Source organism: Catelliglobosispora koreensis DSM 44566, assembly GCF_000379685.1.
Classification (GTDB): domain Bacteria; phylum Actinomycetota; class Actinomycetes; order Mycobacteriales; family Micromonosporaceae; genus Catelliglobosispora; species Catelliglobosispora koreensis.
This window is the reverse complement of record NZ_KB903261.1, coordinates 259,225-276,615: the sequence shown is the minus strand read 5'-3', so window position 1 is coordinate 276,615 and position 17,391 is coordinate 259,225. Positions and strand designations below refer to the sequence as shown.

Here is a 17,391-nt window from a genome sequence, read left to right as displayed (position 1 = left end):
CGGCTTGATGGCCGGCTCCCCAACTCATAACCGGAATGGTGTGAAAGATGAGCATGCTTAACGATCCCCACCCGGAAGATGACGTTCCGGGTTTAGAACCCGCGCCGGCTGTGCCAGTGGTTGGGCGGGCGTCGGTTAGTGCCTACGTCCCCCAAGCTGATGCTGAGCCAGAACCCGCGCCGGCCGTGCCTGTCCGGGGCCGGGCGTCTGTGCGTCCCGTTTCCCCTGCCGGTGCCTACGCCCCTGAGCCGGTCATTGGGGCGGCCGCGACTCCGGGCAAGACGAAAAAGCCTGGGGCGAAGAAGCGAAAGAACCAGCGCCGCAACATCATCATCGCTGTGGCCGCGGTCGTGGTGTTGTTGTCGGGTGTCGCGTTGATGGGTGCCACGTATTTCTACGACAGCGTTCCTCGCCCCGATGAGCTGGCGCTGAAGAACACCACCGAGATCTACGCCGCTGACAACACGACGCAACTGGCCAAGCTCGGCACGGAGAACCGCTCCGAAGTCTCGATGGAGAAACTGCCCAAGCAGGTCAAAGACGCGCTGATCGCCGGTGAGGACAAGAACTTCTACGACCACGACGGCATCGATCTGTGGGGCATCGGCCGCGCGGCGTGGGTCAACCTCACCAACGGTGAGCAGCAAGGGGCTTCGACGATCACGCAACAATATGCGCGCCGGGCCGCCAACGACATGGACATCTCCTACGCGCGAAAGCTGCGCGAGGCGGTCATGGCCCGAAAGCTTGAAGACGAGTACAGCAAAGAACAGATCATGGGTTTCTACCTCAACACCGTCTACTTTGGACGCGGTGCTTATGGGGTGGGTGCGGCAGCCGAGGCTTACTTCAAGATTCCGCCAGACAAGATCGACACGATGACGGTGGCTCAAGCGGCCGTCCTCGGAGCGGTGTTGCGCCAGCCGGAAGCCGAAGGCGACCACAAGGGCTACGACCCGGCGAACAACCCGGAAGCCGCCAAGGACAGGTGGAACTACGTCCTCAACAACATGATCGAAATGAAGTGGCTCTCCGAGCAGGAGAAGGCGGCGCTGAAATACCCCGCCCCCGCCGATCCCGCCAAACCACAACCCGGTGAGCTACAGCCGTTTGACCCCGCCGTGGGAGCGGGAGCCTGGGGCTGGACCGATCGTGGCACCGGTTATGTCGTGAACTACGTGGCCCGCGAGCTCGAAGAGCGCGGAGTCGTCAAGTACCTCAACGACAACGAGCTCGGCAACTGGAAGAACGCCGGTCTCAGGATCACCACGACCATCAACCCGAGCGTTCAAGACGCGCTGGAAGCTCAGCTGAACCGGGCGCGTGAAGGATCTTGGGTCGCGGGCATGCCCCCGAACATCGTCGGTGCCGCGGTCGCCATCGAACCAAGCACAGGCAAGGTTTTGGGGTACTACGGCGGCACGAACAACGGCACGGATCAGGACTGGGCCGGAGTCGACGAGCCGCACCAGCCCGCTTCGTCGTTCAAGATGTACACCCTGGCGGCCGCCGTCGAGGCGAATATCTCCACGCTGTCGCACTGGGACTCCAACGAAATGAAGAAGTCCGAAGGTGACAAGGTCGACCTGAAGAACGCCAACCGTGAAGCTGACGTCAGCTGTGGCGAGTTCTGCACGCTGGAGCAGATGACGGTGCAGTCCTACAACACCCCGTTCTGGCTTATCGCCGACAAGATCGGCGCCAACAAGGTGCTGGATATGGCCAAGCGCGCGGGCATTCGCACGGTCTGGACGACCGATCCGGTCAAGCCCTATGACATCAGCAAGGGCGTTCCGTCCAATGTGTTCGACCCTTATGTGGGCATCGGCCAGTACCCGATCACGGTGCTTGACCACGCCAGTGGCACGGCGACGTTCGCGGCGCACGGTGTGTACAACAAGCCGATCTTCGTGACGAAGGTCGAGCGGAAGAACAACAAGACCGGTGAGTGGGAGAAGCTGGCCCAGGGCGACGCGAAGATCGGCGGGCAGCAAGTCATTCCAGCGCGCATCGCTGACGAAGTGACCAGCGTGCTCAAGGGCATCGGCCCCAACTTGCAGGGCGGTTTCGAGCGCGCGGGCAAGACGGGAACCTGGGAAAACGGCATCGATAAGAGCAAGAACGCGCACGCCTGGTACACAGGATTCACCAATCAGGTCGCCACGAGCATCTGGATCGGCAGCCTCGATCACAACAAGACCCCGATCAAGAAGGGGAATGGAAGCTCGATCGGGTCTGGCGATGTGAAGACCATCTGGGGCAATTACATGAACCTGGTGAACAAGAATCTCAAGCTGAAGCCTGAGAAGCTGACGAGCCAGGTGCATGGCGCGTTCGGCAGCAAGGATGTCGGCAACGGCAAGTCGCCGTCGCCCTCACCCGAGCCGACATTGCCGCCGACCACGGCCCCGCCGACCCCGACGGTGACGCCGACCAAGAAGCCGACGCCGACCGTGACTCCTACCAAGTCGCCGTAACCACGATGCCCGGCCGGGTGGACAGTAGTGGCCCGGCCGGGCTCGGTACGGCAGGATGTCGGTCTATGAGCGAGGCTTCATCATGAGCGATCACCGACACGTGCTTGCCCCGAGCCGGGAAGATCCCTTCGTCTCTGGACTGTCGCAGGCGGTCGGTGGCCCGCGTGGTCAGCACTCGGTGCCGGAGAAACCCAGCCGCCACAGCGGGAAGGTCATGACCGCGGCGCGGATCATCCTGGCCCTCACCTGTGCGATGCTCATGGCCCACTGGGTCCAGAAGTCTCCGTGCCAAGACGGCGCCTGGGTGAACCTCAGCCAGTACACGAACTTCTGTTACACCGACGTCCTCGCGCTCTATTACGCCGAGGGACTGGTCGACGGCAAGATTCCCTACGTTCCGGAGACTCCGGTTCCCGATGAGCACCAGGTGGAGTACCCGGTTCTGACCGGCGTGTTCATGGGTCTGCTCGGGCTACCGGTGAACGCGCTAGGCGAACAGATTCAGATCAACGAGGGGCAATGGTTCTATAACCTCAACGCCCTGGTGCTGTCGGCCTTCGCGGTCGCTACGGTCGCGATGCTGATCTCGCTGAGACGCAGAAGACCTTGGGACGCGGCGCTTTTCGCGCTCTCCCCCGCGATGTTTGTCACCGCGACAGTCAACTGGGACCTGCTGGCGATCGTGCTCGCGATTGCCGCGATCTGGTTCTGGGCCAAGCGACGGCCGTGGCTCGCGGGACTCTTCTTTGGACTCGGCACGTCGGCGAAACTGTGGCCGCTGTTCCTGCTCGGTCCGTTGCTGCTGCTGGCGATCCGAAAGAACGAACTGTCAGACCGCGCGTTCGCGGCTCGTGATCGTGTCGTAACCAGTTTCCGTGAGCGCGATATTCCAGAACTGTTGGCGTCCTCGGCACAGTTTGTCTGGCATGCCTTCCACGGAAGCAGTCTCGCGCGCGCGACTAAAGCCTTCACAGCGACTGCGGTGACCTGGCTTGTGATCAATGTGCCGGTGATGCTGATCAGCATGAAGGACTGGCTGAAGTTCTGGGACTTGAGCGAGACTCGCCCGATCGACTGGGGGACGTCTTTCTACATTGGACGGTTCATCGACGGCGAGTTCCTAGGCGGCATCTGGGGCCAATTCTGGAACGACGTCGACGCGATCAACACGTGGTCACGGGTGCTGTTCGTGGTTTCGTGCCTGGCCATTGGTGCTCTGATCTTCACCGCGCCAGTTCCGCCGCGCTTGGGGCAGGTGGCCTTCCTCGTCGTGGCGATTTTCCTTGTCACGAGCAAGGTTTGGTCGCAGCAGTTCAACCTCTGGCTGTTGCCGCTTCTGGTGCTCGCCCGGCCGAAGTGGGGAGCCTTCCTCGTGTGGCAAGTGGCCGAGGTCTGTTACTTCCTCGCGTTCTACGGCGAACTCATGGGAGCGAGCGGCTCGCCCGTCTTCCCGGAGAAGGTCTTCATCTTCGCCTCGCTGTTCCGGCTCGCCACGGTGATCATGCTGATCGCCTTGGTGGTCCGTGAAATCCGCCGCCCTGAGCTCGACGTCGTGCGTGCCGTCTACCGAGGCGATCCGGACGACGGTGATCGCGAATTGCCCAGTGAGGCAAGCGAACCAGCGTCGATCGTCCGGATTGGACGCCAACCCTGGCTCACCCCGGCAGGCACCAAGGGTTAGAGCGACGAAAGCCCGGAGCGTGAACACGCTCCGGGCTTTCCGTTAAACCGACGTTGCTAGAGGCGGAAGATAATCGCGTCGGGGCGTTCTTCGCGTTCGATGCCGAGGGAGGCACCGTCGTCGGTGAGCGCCTTGGCGTAGTCCGTGCCGGCCGCTTGCCGCAGCACCACGACGTGCCGCACCCCGAGGTTGCGTAGCAGATCGACGCTGGCCTGATCGGGGAAGTTCTTGGCGGCCTCGCGGATTTGGTGCGTGACCATCGGCGAGAAGCCACTGCCGCCGTTGACGATTTGCTGATAGTCCTTCGTGAGCCACAGCATCACGTGCATGTCGAAATAAGTGTCCGACGGCAACACGAGCATCGGGCCGGACACCGTCGCCAGTGACGGTGGCGGTGGTGTCATCACCGGATGCTTGGTGTTGTTGAGGCCTTCGCCCAGGACGAGCACGACCGGCAGGAGCAACAGCAGGCGTACCACCGGATGCGGGCGGCCGGACACCTGCACCGACGGAAGCTCTTTCACCTGATCAACAAAGGCACTGACCGCTCCGGCGGCGAGGATGCCAAGTAGAAGCGTGGTCCAGATGACGAGCCGTCCCGGGGTGCGCAGCGCGTCCCAGCCGGGAAGGATGTCGTAGAGCGTCAGGTAGCCGGGGCGTCCTCCGCCGGGTGCTTGGCTGCCCATCGCGAGGAACAGAGTCACGACAACGCCTAGTAATAGGAAGAGGCGCTGGCGGATCGTCCACAACGACATGATCAGTCCCGCTGCGGCCAGCCCGCAGATGACGAAACCGATCAACATCGTCATTTCGGGCTTCACTGGCAACGTTTCCCGGGCGACAGCGTGTGCTTCACCCCAGATCGCGGACGACTCCGGGGCGACAAAGAACCCGAGGAACGGCGGCGAGTAAAGGTTGACCTCTGCTTCACTGCGCACAGCATGCGGGTGTAGCTCAGCGACCCTCAGGTAGACCAGGGCCATGCCGATCGTGGTGCCCGCGAAGGCAAGCACACCAGCGGTGTCGGCGGCGAAAAGCTTCCAGCCGAACGGGAACGGGCCGTGGCGGAACCGGCGGACCAGCAGGAGGGTCAGCGCGACGAGGCCGATGCCGCCCATGACGTAGCCGAAGGGCAAGCCGATGCCGAAGCCGAGACTGATCTGCCAAGCGGCGACGAGCCAACCGGCCAGCGCCCAGCCAGGTTTAGCCGTCTCTGGCCGGTAGCCGTGTTTGAACGAGAACCCATGACCGCGCGCGAGCATCGCGAGCGCGAGGGCAATGCCACCGGTCGAGATGATGTGCATGTGCCCGGCCTGGGTCAGCCGCCATGGAGCGAAAGCGAAGGCGGCGCCAGCGACGGCCGCACCCGTCTTGCCCGCGCCCAGTTGACGTGACAGCACATAGGCGCCAAAGAAGGCGAGTGCCTGCACCAGCACATACATGATGTTGTAGCGCACGAGCGCGGCCGTGAAACCTTCACCGATCATGCCCGCCGGGAAGTAGCCGAGCAGAGTGTCCGTGAAGGCGTAGCTTAACGGCTCGGGATAGAAGCTGTTGGCGTTGAACACATGCAGCGGGTCGGTCAGCATCCCGTGCCCGCCCCACGACAGCATCCACGCCACGAGCGTGGGGTCGCCCAGGTCTTCCGGCAGCGTGTGACCCGGGTATTTCAGGGTGGGCCAGGTCAGGATGACCGAGATAACTACGGAGAACGTCGCGGCGATCGTCCACTCGTGCGAGAAGAACTTACCTAACGCGCGCGTTGTACGGCGTACCCACGAAGGGTTTTCTTCTGGAGCGGGCCCAAAGTTAGCGAAGGCGTCGCTCTCGGTTTTCTCCTCTTCGGGCACCGCTGTCTCCATCAGTCACTCACAAACGCTCGCGCAGGTAGGCAATATCGGCAGAGTGCTCGTCGGCCCCACCGGGGGTTTCGACGACGGCCGGGGCACCCGCGGCCTTCACCACGGCTGCCACCAATGCGGCGTCGAGCGTCCCGGCGGATCCGCCGCCGAAGAGATTGTCATGCCGATCCCGCCCAGAGTCGAATCCGTCTTTGGATCCGTTAGCGTGCACGAGGTCAATGCGGCCGGTGATCGCCTTCACACGGTCAACGATGCCGATGAGATCCTCGCCGCCGGCGTGAGCGTGACACGTGTCGAGGCAGAAGCCGACCCCGAGGTCACCGACCGCGTCCCAGAGCCGGGCAAGATCGTCGAACCGGCGGACACAAGCATTGTCGCCACCCGCGGTGTTCTCGATGAGGATCTGCACGCCGGTGTCCTTGTGCTGCTGCAGGGCTTTACGCCAGTTGGCGAAGCCGTCGGCCAGATCAGCGTCCTTGCCCATGTGTCCACCGTGGACGATCAGCCCTTTGGCGCCCAGCGTCGCGGCCGCCTCGGCGTGCGCCTGCATGAGCTTGCGGCTGGGGATGCGAATGCGGTTGTTCGCGGTCGCGACATTCACCAAGTAAGGGGCGTGGATGAAGACGAGCAGGCCGCTATCGCGGATCGCTTCCGCGTCCTCGCGGGGCTCCGGGTTCTTGAAGCCCTGCGGATCGGTGAGGAAGAACTGAACGACGTCGGCGTTGCGGGCTTTGGCCTCGGCCAATGGGTCGGTTCGATCGACGTGAGCTCCGATGCGCATCTCGCCAGCCTAGTACTCCGTTAGACCTGTTGCCCGCTTCGCTGTCCCCACGACGAGGGAGTCGATTGATGCTCCGACGAATAGCAGTTCTGACCGCGACCGGTTTTCTGGCGATGCTTCCAGCAGCCTCCGCGCTGGCCGCGAACCCAGGACCCGGCGTGAACTTCACCGGAGGCGGGCTCGGCTTGCTGCTGTGTGGTTCGAAGCCGGACGCCCCACGGATCACCGTGGGCGCGGAAAGCAAGATCCGGTTGACGAACTCGCTCGGCATGGGTGCTGAATTGAGGATCGACGGGTCGCCCAGTGCGACGCTTGCCAGTGGTGAGACCGTTGAGGTGCAGTTCCATCGCGGTCCTGTCGCGGTGACGATGGTTCCGGACTGTGCGCTCAACTTGAACCCCAAGTTTGAACAGCTGACCGTCGATGTGACGCCTACTCAAGCGAACCCGGCTCCAGCCAAGCCCGCTCCGGCACAATCCAAGCCGGCGGCCAAGCCGTCGACGGGTGTCCCGGGCAACGCCCAGCCGGGCAGCTCGCCGGGAGCTGCGTTGCCGGAACTGCCCGAAGACCCGCTTTTCCCTGGTGCGGTCACGAATGTGCCTGGTGGCACACCGGATGGCAGTGGCGGTACCCTCGAGTCATCACCGGCCACGGTCGTTAACTCGGCCAAGAAGCCGACTAGCACTTCGGGGCCGGTGGATAAGGGGCCAATCGGACTTTTGGCAATTATCGCGACAGTGTGTGTCGTAGGTGTGTCAGCCGGTGCAATCCGCGCTATTATCACACAGCGGGCAACTCGCGCTGAGTTCGCCTAACAAGTTCAAACACCAAGTCTCCGCGGAGCGTTTCTCTCCATCTCGTCGGTGTGGTCGTTCCTCCCCAGGTCCCACCCAGCAGTCGGAAGTACGCTCCGCGGTCTTTTTTGCCCAGGTGAGCCCGCCGGCTAAACTTCGACGGTCGCTAAGACCTCCTGCTCCGGATCGTCCGGGGCCGCCTAGCCCATAGGAGGTGAGAAAGTCTTGCGTCATTACGAAATCATGGTGATCCTCGACCCTAGTCTCGAGGAACGCACCGTTGCCCCGTCGCTCGACACGTATCTCAACGTGATCCGGACGTCCGGTGGTTCGGTCGAAAAGCTCGATGTGTGGGGCCGTCGCCGGCTCTCCTTCGAGATCAAGAAGAAGGCCGAAGGAATCTACGCCGTCATCGACCTGCAGGCCACGCCTGCGGCCGTGGCTGAGCTCGACCGTCAGCTCAAGCTGAACGAGTCCGTGCTGCGTACCAAGGTCATCCGTCCAGACGTCCGTTAAGGACACTCTGGAGCTATCCGAGCCTGCCCTTCACACAACCTGTCGCAGGGCTGTGGGAGCCTGAACAACAGACATGTGTGATACGAGGAGCTGAGTTATGGCTGGAGAAACCACCATCACCGTCATCGGTAACCTGACCGATGACCCTGAGCTGCGCTTCACTCCGTCAGGTGCCGCGGTGGCGAAATTCCGTATCGCCTCAACGCCACGGACACTTGACCGCGCTTCCGGCGAGTGGAAAGACGGCGAGCCGCTCTTTCTCGCTTGCTCGGTGTGGCGCCAGGTCGCCGAAAACGTCGCCGAGTCGCTTCACCGCGGTTCGCGCGTGATCGTTTCCGGCCGGCTGCGCCAGCGCACCTACGAAACCCGCGAGGGTGAGAAGCGCACCGTCATGGAGCTGGAAGTCGATGAGATCGGCCCGTCGCTGAGGTATGCCACGGCGAAGGTGCAGAAGATGTCTCGCTCCGGCGGCGGTGGCGGAGGCTTCGGCGGCGGTGGCGGCGGCAACTCTGGCGGTGGCGGTGCACCTAGCCAGGGCGGAGGTTACGCCGACGATCCGTGGGCGACCTCGGTTCCGGCAGGCGGCAACTCGGGTGGCGGTCAATTCGACGACGAACCACCGTTCTGACCGGAGTGCTAGCAGCTCCGGCGAAAAGCTGAAGGAAACGAGAAATGGCAAAGGCTCCGGCCCTGCGTAAGCCAAAGAAGAAGGTGAACCCGCTTGAGAAAGAGGGAATCGCCTACATCGATTACAAGGACACCGCGCTGCTGCGCAAGTTCATCTCCGACCGCGGCAAGATCCGCGCTCGCCGGGTGACTGGCGTTACCACGCAGCAGCAGCGTCAGATCGCCCGTGCGGTCAAGAACGCCCGTGAAATGGCGCTCCTGCCGTACACCACCACCGGTCGCTGAGAGGAGGCACCGCAATGAAGGTCATTCTTACCAACGAGGTGCCGAACCTTGGTGCCCCCGGCGACATCGTTGAGGTCAAGGACGGCTTCGGCCGTAACTTCCTGCTGCCGCAGGGCTTCGCGATTCGCTGGACCAAGGGTGGCGAGAAGCAGGTCTCCACGATCAAGCGGACGCGTGCCGCTCGTGAGATCCGCGACCTCGGCCAGGCCAACGAGCTCAAAGGCCAGCTCGAAGGACTCAAGGTCACGCTGTCGGCTCGCGCCGGCACCGGCGGCCGTCTGTTCGGTTCGGTCACGGCCAGCGAGGTCGCCGAGGCCGTTCGGGCCGCAGGTGGTCCCGCGCTGGACAAGCGCAAGATCGAGCTTCCGGGCGCGATCAAGACCACCGGTGGTTACACGGTGCAGATCAAGCTGCACAGCGACGTGACAGCGAAGTTCAACCTGAACGTCGTCGCAGCCAAGTAAATACGCAAACGACGGTGCTCCCCACGCCCCCGTGGCTTGGGGAGCACCGTCGTTTTTGGACTAACCTCGGCGCTGCATCTTGTCGATGAGCTCAATGAGCTGCCGCACCGCCGCGTTGTCCAGTTCCGGCTCGGCCTCCCTGGCGATCTCGAGCAGCTGGCTTAGCGGCGCAGATGGCTTGCGCCGCAAGGATTCAGCGAAGAACGCGGCCACGTAGGTCAGCTTGAACGTGGCATCCGTGCTGTTGAACGAGTCACCGAACTCGTCAGCCTTGATGGAGACCGACTTCTCGTCGGCTGAGCGGTCCTTGGGATCCAGCCAGCGCACTCGGACCTGCGCGACCTGCCCCTGAGCGCCTTCGCGCAGCTTCACGACATAAAGCGCCGTAACGGAATGCCCCGGGCCCACCTCGCCACCGTCGACCCTGTTGTCACGGAACTCTTTGTCGGCGATCAGGCGGTTCTCGTACCCGATGAGCTGGTAAGAGTCCACTGTGGACCGGTTGAAGATGACCTGAGCCTTGGCGTCGTAGGCGCGGATCGCCAGCGTAGCGGGAAGCTTCTTGACGAACAGGTCACGAGCCTGCTGACGCTCGGAGATGTAGACGACGAAGCCGTCTCCCTTGTCGGCCAGCTGTTCCATCAGCTCGTCGCCGTATTCGCTGCCGACACCCACGCCGAGCAACGAGATCTCCTTGTCGGCTTCGCCGCGGATTTTGCTCAGCAGGGCATCGCTTGACGTGGTTCCGGTATTGGCCAGCCCATCGGACAGCAAGATGACCCGGTTGGTCGCGCCTTGCCGGAAACTATCGCGTGCCAGCTGGTACGCCGTAACGATCCCCTCGCCAAGATTGGTGCTGCCGCCGGCGCTTAGCGAGTCGATCGCCGTGTGCAGACGCTCCTTATTGGACACTCGCGTCATCTCCCGGGCGATGCGCGCGCGATCGTTGAAGGTGACAATCGCGACGGCATCAGTGGGCCGCAATTGGTCCACGAGATAGTGCAAGGCGTCCTGAACCAGATCGAGCCGCCCCCGCTCGGCCATCGAGCCCGAGACGTCAATGACGAAGGTCAGGTTGGCGTCCAGCCGTTCTTCGCCTTCTTCTCCCCTGGTCTGCAACCCGACCCTGAGCAGACGGCTGTTGGACGACTGGGCGTGCCCAGACGGGAACTTCGCGGCATCGACGTGGACGGCGAAGCCATCCCCGGATGGTTCGCGGTAGCTCTGCTCGAAGTAGTTGATGAACTCTTCGGGACGGATCTGCGACGGGTCGGGATAGCCTCCGTTGGTGATCTGCTGGGCCGCGTAGGTGTAGGAGGCGGTATCGACATCGAGGGCAAACGTCGATGTGTTGTCCTCTTTGGTGTCGATCAGGTTCCGGTTGCCGTCTGGCTTTTGGGGGGACGCGTCGTTGCTGGTCCCCTTATTAGCGGAACAGCCGGCCACCACGAGGGCTAGCGTGACGGCGACGAGGGCGAGTGGCTTTCGCATGCCCTATGGACTGATGACGCTGCCAGGTGTTTGCGGCCGTGTCTGACCTGACACCGGGCCGTGCGGAGTTCGTTATCTGGGCTACCAGATGTGATAGAGGACCGTGATTGCCCCGCCGGCCACGACGGAGGCGCAGAAGCCGATCGTCATCGCCCGCCAGCTGTCACTGGCCCACCGCAACACCACACTCAGACCCAGGGCCGCGCCCAGCGCGACAAGCCAGACCGGCGAGTTGTCGATTAAATCGGCGAGCGCCTGCCCGCGCGGCGATGAGCACGCGCCCAAGCCGGATTCGCACACCGAACTCGTCTCGCCAGACTGCGTGACCGCACGCAGCACCAGCACGATAAGAGGGATCGCGAACCAGATGAGCGTCCACAGCAGAGCCATCCAGTAGTCGCGCTTGGAAGCTGGCTCGTCATCCTCTTCGTCGGTGTCGTCAGAGCTGTCGTCGGGCGCGGTCGCCGACCAGTTGTCTGGCCAGCGTTCCTGCCCGCCGTTGGTGTCGTAAAGGTCGCTCGTGGCATAGGTGTGGAAACCCTGATAGGGCGGATCGTCCACGGGCCCATAACGGGCCGTGGAGTCGTTGGGCCGGGCAGGCCGGGACCAGTCTGGAGAGTCCACAGCACGGAGACTGAACCTGGTGCGCGCAACGTGCAATCCCCCGAACTGCTGAGAATAGCTAGTTGGCAATGAAAGAAAGTGGTGAAGAATCTTTTACCCACAGCCTGTGTACGAGATTCATGCAGGCAGGAGCGTTATCCACACCTTGTGGACAGAGGTTTTCCACAGGCTGTGCACAGGGTTGCCCACAGACTTTGGGCAGTTCTCCACAGGTTGTCCCAAGGGTTGTCCACCGGTCAGTTTGTATTGGGCAGCACCGGCTCGTAGCGTCATCGTTCTGTTGTCGTACCTTTCGGGGATAGTGCTATGTGGAGAGGGGGCGGCTTTATGACGGCGGGGAGCATCGAAGAGGTCTCGGCCGAAAAGCCCGCGCCCACACCGTTTGAAAAAGCACCGCCACAAGACGTCGCCGCCGAGCAATGTGTCCTCGGGGGCATGATGCTGTCGAAGGACGCCATCGCTGACGTGGTGGAAATCCTGCGCGTCAACGACTTCTACCGGCCGGTGCACGCGACGGTCTTCAACGCCATCCTCGACCTCTACGGCCGCGGCGAGCCCGCTGACCCCATCACGGTCGCCGGAGCGCTGGAAAGCGCGGGCGAGCTGAGCCGTATTGGCGGCGGTCCCTACCTGCACACGCTTATCTCCACTGTGCCGACAGCCGCGAACGCCTCTTATTACGCCCGCATCGTCAGCGAACGGGCTGTCTTGCGCAGGCTGGTCGAGGCGGGGACGAAGATCGTTCAGCTCGGCTACGGTTCGGCAGCGGGTTCCGGCCGCGACGTTGACGACATCGTCGACCTTGCCCAGCAAGCCATCTATGACGTGACCGAGCGCCGGGTCAGCGAAGACTTCGCCGTCTTGGCCGACCTGTTGCAGCCCACGCTTGACGAGATCGAGGCTGTCGGTGCCCACGGTGGCGTGATGACGGGGGTTCCCACCGGCTTCAGCGATCTGGACCGGCTGCTCAACGGTCTTCAGCCGGGCCAGCTCATCATCGTCGCCGGGCGTCCCGGTCTGGGTAAGGCACTCGCGCTCGACACTCCCCTGCCCACGCCAGCCGGCTGGACCACCATGGGTGAGGTTAAGCCTGGGGATCGGTTGCTGGGCGCTGACGGTCAGCCGACCACCGTGGTCGCGGCGACCGAGGTACTGCACGAACGCCCGTGTTATGAGGTGGAGCTGAGCGATGGCACCGTCATCGTGGCCGATGGCCTGCACTCATGGCGCACCACAACGCATGATGGCCTGACCGCGATCCGCACCACCGAAGACATCTTGGCCTCCCTGGCAGACGGCCACACCATCTTCAATAGCGCTCCCGCCGACCTTCCCGCGGTGGAGCTGCCCGTCGCGCCTTATACCTGTGGGGTTTGGCTCGGCGGTGGACACCGCGACGAACCCGAAGTGATCTGGCACATGGACGCCGAAGAAGGCCCGTCCCAGCCGCTGCCCTCACGCAAGCGCCTGCCCGCCGCCTATCTGCGCGCCTCGATCACCCAGCGCCGGGCTCTGCTCGCGGGGCTGCTCGACACCGGTGCCTGGGTCTGCCGCGACGGCGCGATCCGGTTCAACGGTGCCACTCAGGAGCTGGCCGACGATGTCGCCGAGCTGCTGAGCACGCTGGGCTATCAGAGCGCGCGGGCCGGTCACAACACCATCAGCTTCATCACGACCGACGACGTGTTCCGGCTTGAACGCAAACGATTGGCACACAAGGAAAAGGTGGCTTCGCTCGACCCGTCGCCACATCGTGGCCGGCGCATCACCAGCATCCGGGCGATAGCGTCCGTGCCGGTGCGTTGCGTGCAGGTGGACAACGCTGACCACCTTTATCTCGCGGGCAAAACCATGGTGCCCACGCACAACTCCACCGTCAGCATGGACTTCGCCCGCCATGCCGCCGTGCGCGCCAACCTTGCCAGCGCCATCTTCTCGCTCGAAATGTCCAAAGTAGAGATTGTCATGCGTCTGTTGTCCGCTGAGGCGCGCGTGCCGCTCAACGTGCTGCGGTCAGGGCAACTGTCCGATGACGACTGGACCAAGCTCGCCCGGCGCATGGGTGAGATCTCCGAAGCACCAATCTTCGTCGACGACACCCCCAACATGAACCTGATGGAGATCCGGGCCAAGGCACGCCGTCTCAAGCAGCGTCACGACTTGCGCCTCATCGTCGTCGACTATCTCCAGCTGATGACGTCTCCCAAGCGGACCGAAAGCCGCCAGCAGGAAGTCGCCGACCTGTCCCGTGGGCTCAAGCTGCTGGCGAAGGAAGTCGAGTGCCCGGTGATCGCGGTCAGCCAGCTGAACCGTGGCCCCGAGCAACGCACCGACAAACGCCCACAGTTGTCCGATTTGCGCGAATCGGGATCTATTGAGCAGGATGCTGACGTTGTGTTGCTTTTGCACCGCGACGATTACTACGACAAAGAGTCGCCGCGTGCGGGTGAGGCTGACTTCATCGTGGCTAAGCATCGTAACGGTCCCACGGACACGATCACGGTCGCGGCGCAACTGCACCTGTCGCGCTTCGTCGACATGGCGATCGGCTAGCACCAGCTCTGTGTCGCAAGTGGACGGTGCGCGATACCGCTCAAACCAGCACGCACCGGCAGCCTGGCTAAGATGGTGATCTAGGACCGGAGATGCAGGGGGAATGGTGCGGGACCTCGGATTGGCTGGTTTGCCAAACGCGCGTGACCTTGGCGGCTACCGCACGGTGGACGGCCGCGAAGTGCGACAGGGAGTGCTGTTCCGGGCAGACGCCCCGGTAAGGGCAACGGAAGACGATCTGAAATCGCTGGCCGCGCTGAACTGCATGCAGGTGATCGACTTGCGTGGCGCGCAAGAGATCGAAATGTTCGGCATGGTCACGTGGGGTGTGCCGCGTGAGCATCTGCCGGTTTCTGATGCGGCGCAAGAGATTGTGGGCCTGATCCGGGAGTCCAGTGTGCATGCCGCCGAGGCCGAGCGGCTGATGATCTCGATGTATCGCGGCTTCGTCTCGCAAGAACCCGCTCGCGCGCAGTTCGCGATCGCGTTGCACCGCATCACGACTAACAGCCCGCTTCTGTTTCACTGCACGGCAGGCAAGGACCGTACGGGCTGGCTGAGCGCGATCGTGCTCACGGCGCTCGGGGTCGACCGCGAGACGGTCATGGCTGACTATCTGCTGACTAATGAGCGGTTCACGACAGGGCGTGGTGCCGTTGGGCGTGGGCATTTGCTGAAGGCGCTCAGTGAACTGGTCGCCGACGTCAACGATGTGCTCCCGGTGCTCGACGCGAGGCCCGCCTACTTGCAGGCCGCTTTCGATGAGGTGGATGCGTGCTACGGCACGTTTGAGGACTTCCTCAAGCAAGGCCTCAACACCGACGTCGACCGCATGCGCGAGGTTCTCCTGAAGTAGGGATTGACGCTCAGCGACATTCCGATTAGACAGACAGTCTAACTAACTATCTAGTTCGGAGTGTCGGCATGAGACGAATAGCTTTAGCGCTCGCCCTCGTCGTCAGCACCACGGTTAGCGCGGGAGCAGCCGCGAACGCGACCCAGCCGCAGGTGCACCTGCGCGTCGACCAGGTCGGGTACGCGATCGGCGAACAAAAGACAGCCTACGTCCTCGCCAAAACCGCGATCGGGCAAGCGAGGTTCGAGGTCAAAGATGACCGCGGCCGAGTCGTGTTCACGGGACGGGCTGGCGCTAGCAACGGTCAGTGGAGCCCTGCGTTCCAGGCTGTGCAGCCACTCGACTTCAGCGGCCTCAGAAGACGGGGCACCTACACCATCCACATCGGACAGTCAGCGTCGCCGCCGTTCCGTGTTGACACCGCCAAAGAGCTGTTCAGCGGACTGGTCAAGGACACGCTGAACTTCTTTGACACGCAACGGGATACGGCTCACCTCACCGACAAAGACGCCACGGTCTACCACCATCCCGTGTTCAGTGGCGATGGCGGCGACGTGCCGGCCGAGCCGCTCAAACCCTGGGCCAACGCCGCGAAAGCCGACGTGCACGGCGGCTGGTTCGACGCCGGTGACTTCGTGAAGTTCACCCACGCCAGCGCCTACGCGCTGAGCAACATGCTTTATGCCCAGCGGGCGCTTGGTGCGCAAGCACCCGCGGCACTCAAGCGTGAGGGTGAGTTTGGCCTGGCCTGGCTGGACAAGGTGTGGGACAAGGACGCTCGCAACCTGTTCGTGCAGGTCGGCATCGGCACCGGTAGTGAGGAGTTCGGTTTCCTAGGCGACCACGACGTTTGGCGCCTGCCCGAGGCCGATGACGCACTGGAGACCGGGCCGGGCGACCCGTGGCAATTCATCAAGTACCGTCCTGTTTTCCCGGCAGGTGCGCCAGGCGAGAAGATTAGTCCTAACCTCGCCGGCCGTGGCTCGGCCGCGTTTGGACTGGCCGCTCAGCTGGCCGCGCAACGAGGCGACAAAGCCGCCGCCCGCAAATGGTTCGCCGAAGGCTGGGCCCTTTACACCAGCGCCAAAACCACCGACGTCGGCGAACTCGTCACCGCCTTCCCTCACGCCTACTACCCCGAGGACTCGTGGCAGGACGACATGGAATTCGGTGCCACCGAACTCGCCCTCGCCGCCTTGAAAATCAAAGATCTAAGAGCTTTCCATCTGGTACGCGACGCGGCGCGCTGGGCGCACGAATACATCGCGAGCGACGCCAAGGACGCACTGAACCTTTACGACACCAGTGCCCTAGCGCACGCCGACCTTGCGGCCTTGCTGCCTCACGGTTCCCTGAAAGACGCTCTGATCGGGGACCTAAGGCGTCAGCTCGACGATGGCGTGACCTCGGCGCAGGGGCACCCGTTCCGGCACGCGGTTGACGTGACCGGTTTCGACGCGGCGACGCGCAGTTTCGGCTTTGCCGCCACGGCGAAACTCTATGAGCGGTTGACTGGCGACCGGCGTTACAGCTCATTTGGTACCAGCCAAAGGAATTTTGCCTTTGGAAACAACGCCTGGGGCACGTCTCTCATGGTCGGGGCGGGCACGGTTTATCCCCAGTGTCCGCAGCACCAAGTGTCGAATCTTCGTGGCGAGGTGCGGGGAGCCGTCGTGAACGGACCCAACGGCGCGGAGAACTTCGAGTGGATCGGCATCCCTGACGGTGCCAACGCGTGCCCGGCCGATGGCGTGAACCGGTTCGCCGAGTTCGACACTCCAACGGCCCGTTACCTCGACGATGTGCGCGCGTGGCCGAGTTCCGAACCAGCGATCGACTTCACAGCGACAGCCCTGCTGGCTCTGGCACTAACGGTGGCATAAAACGGCCTGGTGGCACGGAACAGGGACGCCCTGTTCCGTGCCACCTGCTTATCTCACTGCCAGTGCTACTGGAGCGGCGACGTTCTGAGCCATCTCGGTCTTGCGTGCCACGAACAGTGCGTAGATGCCGAGCGCGAGGGCGAACCAGAAGCCAGACATAGGCATGAAGAACAGCATCGGGGCAGCCGTGCCGGCCAGCCAGGCCCCGACGGCGTAAGGCATCCGGCCAGTCTGGCGCACTATCCAGAAGATGAAATGTGCCTGAGCCAGCCACGCCAGCCCAGCGATGTTGAACCATGCCACCGCTTCGCGCACCGGATCGCCGTTGAGGCTGTTAAAGGCGAGCATGCCGGGCAACGGATTCGGACCGTCGAATAAGGACGGAAGGACGAACAAGCCAAACGCGAGGTGCACGCAGGCGACCGCGACAAGCAGCCGGGGGACCCAGATCGGTTTCATACCCAAACCTTCGCCCGCCGCGGGAACGAAAACGTCGC

Annotated in this window: 15 protein-coding genes; 10 read left to right on the top strand and 5 right to left on the bottom strand. The window is 63.2% G+C overall.

Annotated elements, in window-relative coordinates:
* Window positions 1-47: 47 nt before the first annotated feature.
* Together A3E1_RS41235 and A3E1_RS44930 are read left to right on the top strand one after the other, a co-directional pair.
* Window positions 48-2,477 (top strand): transglycosylase domain-containing protein, encoded by a 2,430-nt coding sequence (locus A3E1_RS41235; protein ID WP_020522683.1) that lies wholly within the window; start codon window positions 48-50, stop codon window positions 2,475-2,477.
* 82 nt (window positions 2,478-2,559) lie between these two features.
* Window positions 2,560-4,158: a glycosyltransferase family 87 protein gene (locus A3E1_RS44930; protein WP_157631638.1), complete on the top strand. Its 1,599-nt coding sequence runs from the start codon at window positions 2,560-2,562 to the stop codon at window positions 4,156-4,158.
* A 56-nt stretch (window positions 4,159-4,214) separates the two neighbouring features.
* Here A3E1_RS44930 and A3E1_RS0120555 read toward each other — a convergent pair whose 3' ends face one another.
* Entirely contained in the window at window positions 4,215-6,020 is a 1,806-nt protein-coding gene (locus A3E1_RS0120555) for a hypothetical protein (protein WP_157631637.1), read from the bottom strand.
* 7 nt (window positions 6,021-6,027) lie between these two features.
* A complete protein-coding gene (locus tag A3E1_RS0120550; protein ID WP_020522680.1) occupies window positions 6,028-6,801 on the bottom strand; it encodes a deoxyribonuclease IV in 774 nt (257 codons plus the stop codon).
* A 68-nt stretch (window positions 6,802-6,869) separates the two neighbouring features.
* On the opposite strand from A3E1_RS0120550, the gene A3E1_RS0120545 reads away from it, so the two are divergent.
* The 5 genes from A3E1_RS0120545 (at window position 6,870) to rplI (ending at window position 9,487) form a co-directional block, all read left to right on the top strand.
* Window positions 6,870-7,616, top strand: a complete 747-nt coding sequence (locus tag A3E1_RS0120545) for a hypothetical protein (protein WP_026208649.1) — start codon at window positions 6,870-6,872, stop codon at window positions 7,614-7,616.
* Window positions 7,617-7,820: 204 nt separating this feature from the next.
* Complete coding sequence (rpsF, locus tag A3E1_RS0120540) at window positions 7,821-8,111, top strand: 30S ribosomal protein S6 (protein ID WP_026208648.1); 291 nt, start codon at window positions 7,821-7,823, stop codon at window positions 8,109-8,111.
* Between the two features lie 97 nt (window positions 8,112-8,208).
* Window positions 8,209-8,739, top strand: a complete 531-nt coding sequence (locus tag A3E1_RS0120535) for a single-stranded DNA-binding protein (protein ID WP_020522677.1) — start codon at window positions 8,209-8,211, stop codon at window positions 8,737-8,739.
* A 44-nt stretch (window positions 8,740-8,783) separates the two neighbouring features.
* Window positions 8,784-9,023, top strand: coding sequence for a 30S ribosomal protein S18 (gene rpsR / locus A3E1_RS0120530; RefSeq protein ID WP_020522676.1), 240 nt, complete (start codon window positions 8,784-8,786; stop codon window positions 9,021-9,023).
* A gap of 14 nt (window positions 9,024-9,037) precedes the next feature.
* Entirely contained in the window at window positions 9,038-9,487 is a 450-nt protein-coding gene (gene rplI / locus A3E1_RS0120525) for a 50S ribosomal protein L9 (protein WP_020522675.1), read from the top strand.
* 60 nt (window positions 9,488-9,547) lie between these two features.
* On the opposite strand, the gene A3E1_RS0120520 is transcribed toward rplI, so the two are convergent.
* Both A3E1_RS0120520 and A3E1_RS0120515 read right to left on the bottom strand, forming a co-directional pair.
* The gene (locus tag A3E1_RS0120520) at window positions 9,548-10,978 is read right to left on the bottom strand and encodes a vWA domain-containing protein (RefSeq protein WP_020522674.1); all 1,431 of its coding nucleotides are present in this window, start codon (window positions 10,976-10,978) and stop codon (window positions 9,548-9,550) included.
* An 81-nt stretch (window positions 10,979-11,059) separates the two neighbouring features.
* Window positions 11,060-11,602: a hypothetical protein gene (locus A3E1_RS0120515; protein ID WP_026208647.1), complete on the bottom strand. Its 543-nt coding sequence runs from the start codon at window positions 11,600-11,602 to the stop codon at window positions 11,060-11,062.
* A 327-nt stretch (window positions 11,603-11,929) separates the two neighbouring features.
* On the opposite strand from A3E1_RS0120515, the gene dnaB reads away from it, so the two are divergent.
* The 3 genes from dnaB (at window position 11,930) to A3E1_RS0120500 (ending at window position 16,894) form a co-directional block, all read left to right on the top strand.
* Entirely contained in the window at window positions 11,930-14,155 is a 2,226-nt protein-coding gene (gene dnaB / locus A3E1_RS0120510) for a replicative DNA helicase (protein WP_051105087.1), read from the top strand.
* Window positions 14,156-14,258: 103 nt separating this feature from the next.
* Complete coding sequence (locus A3E1_RS0120505; RefSeq protein ID WP_020522672.1) at window positions 14,259-15,011, top strand: tyrosine-protein phosphatase; 753 nt, start codon at window positions 14,259-14,261, stop codon at window positions 15,009-15,011.
* Window positions 15,012-15,079: 68 nt separating this feature from the next.
* Window positions 15,080-16,894: a glycoside hydrolase family 9 protein gene (locus tag A3E1_RS0120500; protein ID WP_020522671.1), complete on the top strand. Its 1,815-nt coding sequence runs from the start codon at window positions 15,080-15,082 to the stop codon at window positions 16,892-16,894.
* Window positions 16,895-16,942: 48 nt separating this feature from the next.
* Here A3E1_RS0120500 and A3E1_RS41225 read toward each other — a convergent pair whose 3' ends face one another.
* Window positions 16,943-17,353 (bottom strand): DUF6463 family protein, encoded by a 411-nt coding sequence (locus A3E1_RS41225; protein ID WP_020522670.1) that lies wholly within the window; start codon window positions 17,351-17,353, stop codon window positions 16,943-16,945.
* Between the last annotated feature and the right edge of the window lie 38 nt (window positions 17,354-17,391).

Bases quoted from the DNA above. Each gene is read 5' to 3' on its own strand.
- A3E1_RS0120520 (WP_020522674.1), bottom strand. From the start codon at position 10,978: ATGCGAAAGCCACTCGCCCTCGTCGCCGTCACGCTAGCCCTCGTGGTG.
- rpsR (WP_020522676.1), top strand. From the start codon at position 8,784: ATGGCAAAGGCTCCGGCCCTGCGTAAGCCAAAGAAGAAGGTGAACCCG.
- rplI (WP_020522675.1), top strand. From the start codon at position 9,038: ATGAAGGTCATTCTTACCAACGAGGTGCCGAACCTTGGTGCCCCCGGC.
- A3E1_RS41225 (WP_020522670.1), bottom strand. From the start codon at position 17,353: ATGAAACCGATCTGGGTCCCCCGGCTGCTTGTCGCGGTCGCCTGCGTG.
- A3E1_RS0120500 (WP_020522671.1), top strand. From the start codon at position 15,080: ATGAGACGAATAGCTTTAGCGCTCGCCCTCGTCGTCAGCACCACGGTT.
- A3E1_RS0120545 (WP_026208649.1), top strand. From the start codon at position 6,870: ATGCTCCGACGAATAGCAGTTCTGACCGCGACCGGTTTTCTGGCGATG.
- A3E1_RS0120505 (WP_020522672.1), top strand. From the start codon at position 14,259: ATGGTGCGGGACCTCGGATTGGCTGGTTTGCCAAACGCGCGTGACCTT.
- dnaB (WP_051105087.1), top strand. From the start codon at position 11,930: ATGACGGCGGGGAGCATCGAAGAGGTCTCGGCCGAAAAGCCCGCGCCC.
- A3E1_RS41235 (WP_020522683.1), top strand. From the start codon at position 48: ATGAGCATGCTTAACGATCCCCACCCGGAAGATGACGTTCCGGGTTTA.
- A3E1_RS0120555 (WP_157631637.1), bottom strand. From the start codon at position 6,020: ATGGAGACAGCGGTGCCCGAAGAGGAGAAAACCGAGAGCGACGCCTTC.
- A3E1_RS0120550 (WP_020522680.1), bottom strand. From the start codon at position 6,801: ATGCGCATCGGAGCTCACGTCGATCGAACCGACCCATTGGCCGAGGCC.
- A3E1_RS0120535 (WP_020522677.1), top strand. From the start codon at position 8,209: ATGGCTGGAGAAACCACCATCACCGTCATCGGTAACCTGACCGATGAC.
- A3E1_RS44930 (WP_157631638.1), top strand. From the start codon at position 2,560: ATGAGCGATCACCGACACGTGCTTGCCCCGAGCCGGGAAGATCCCTTC.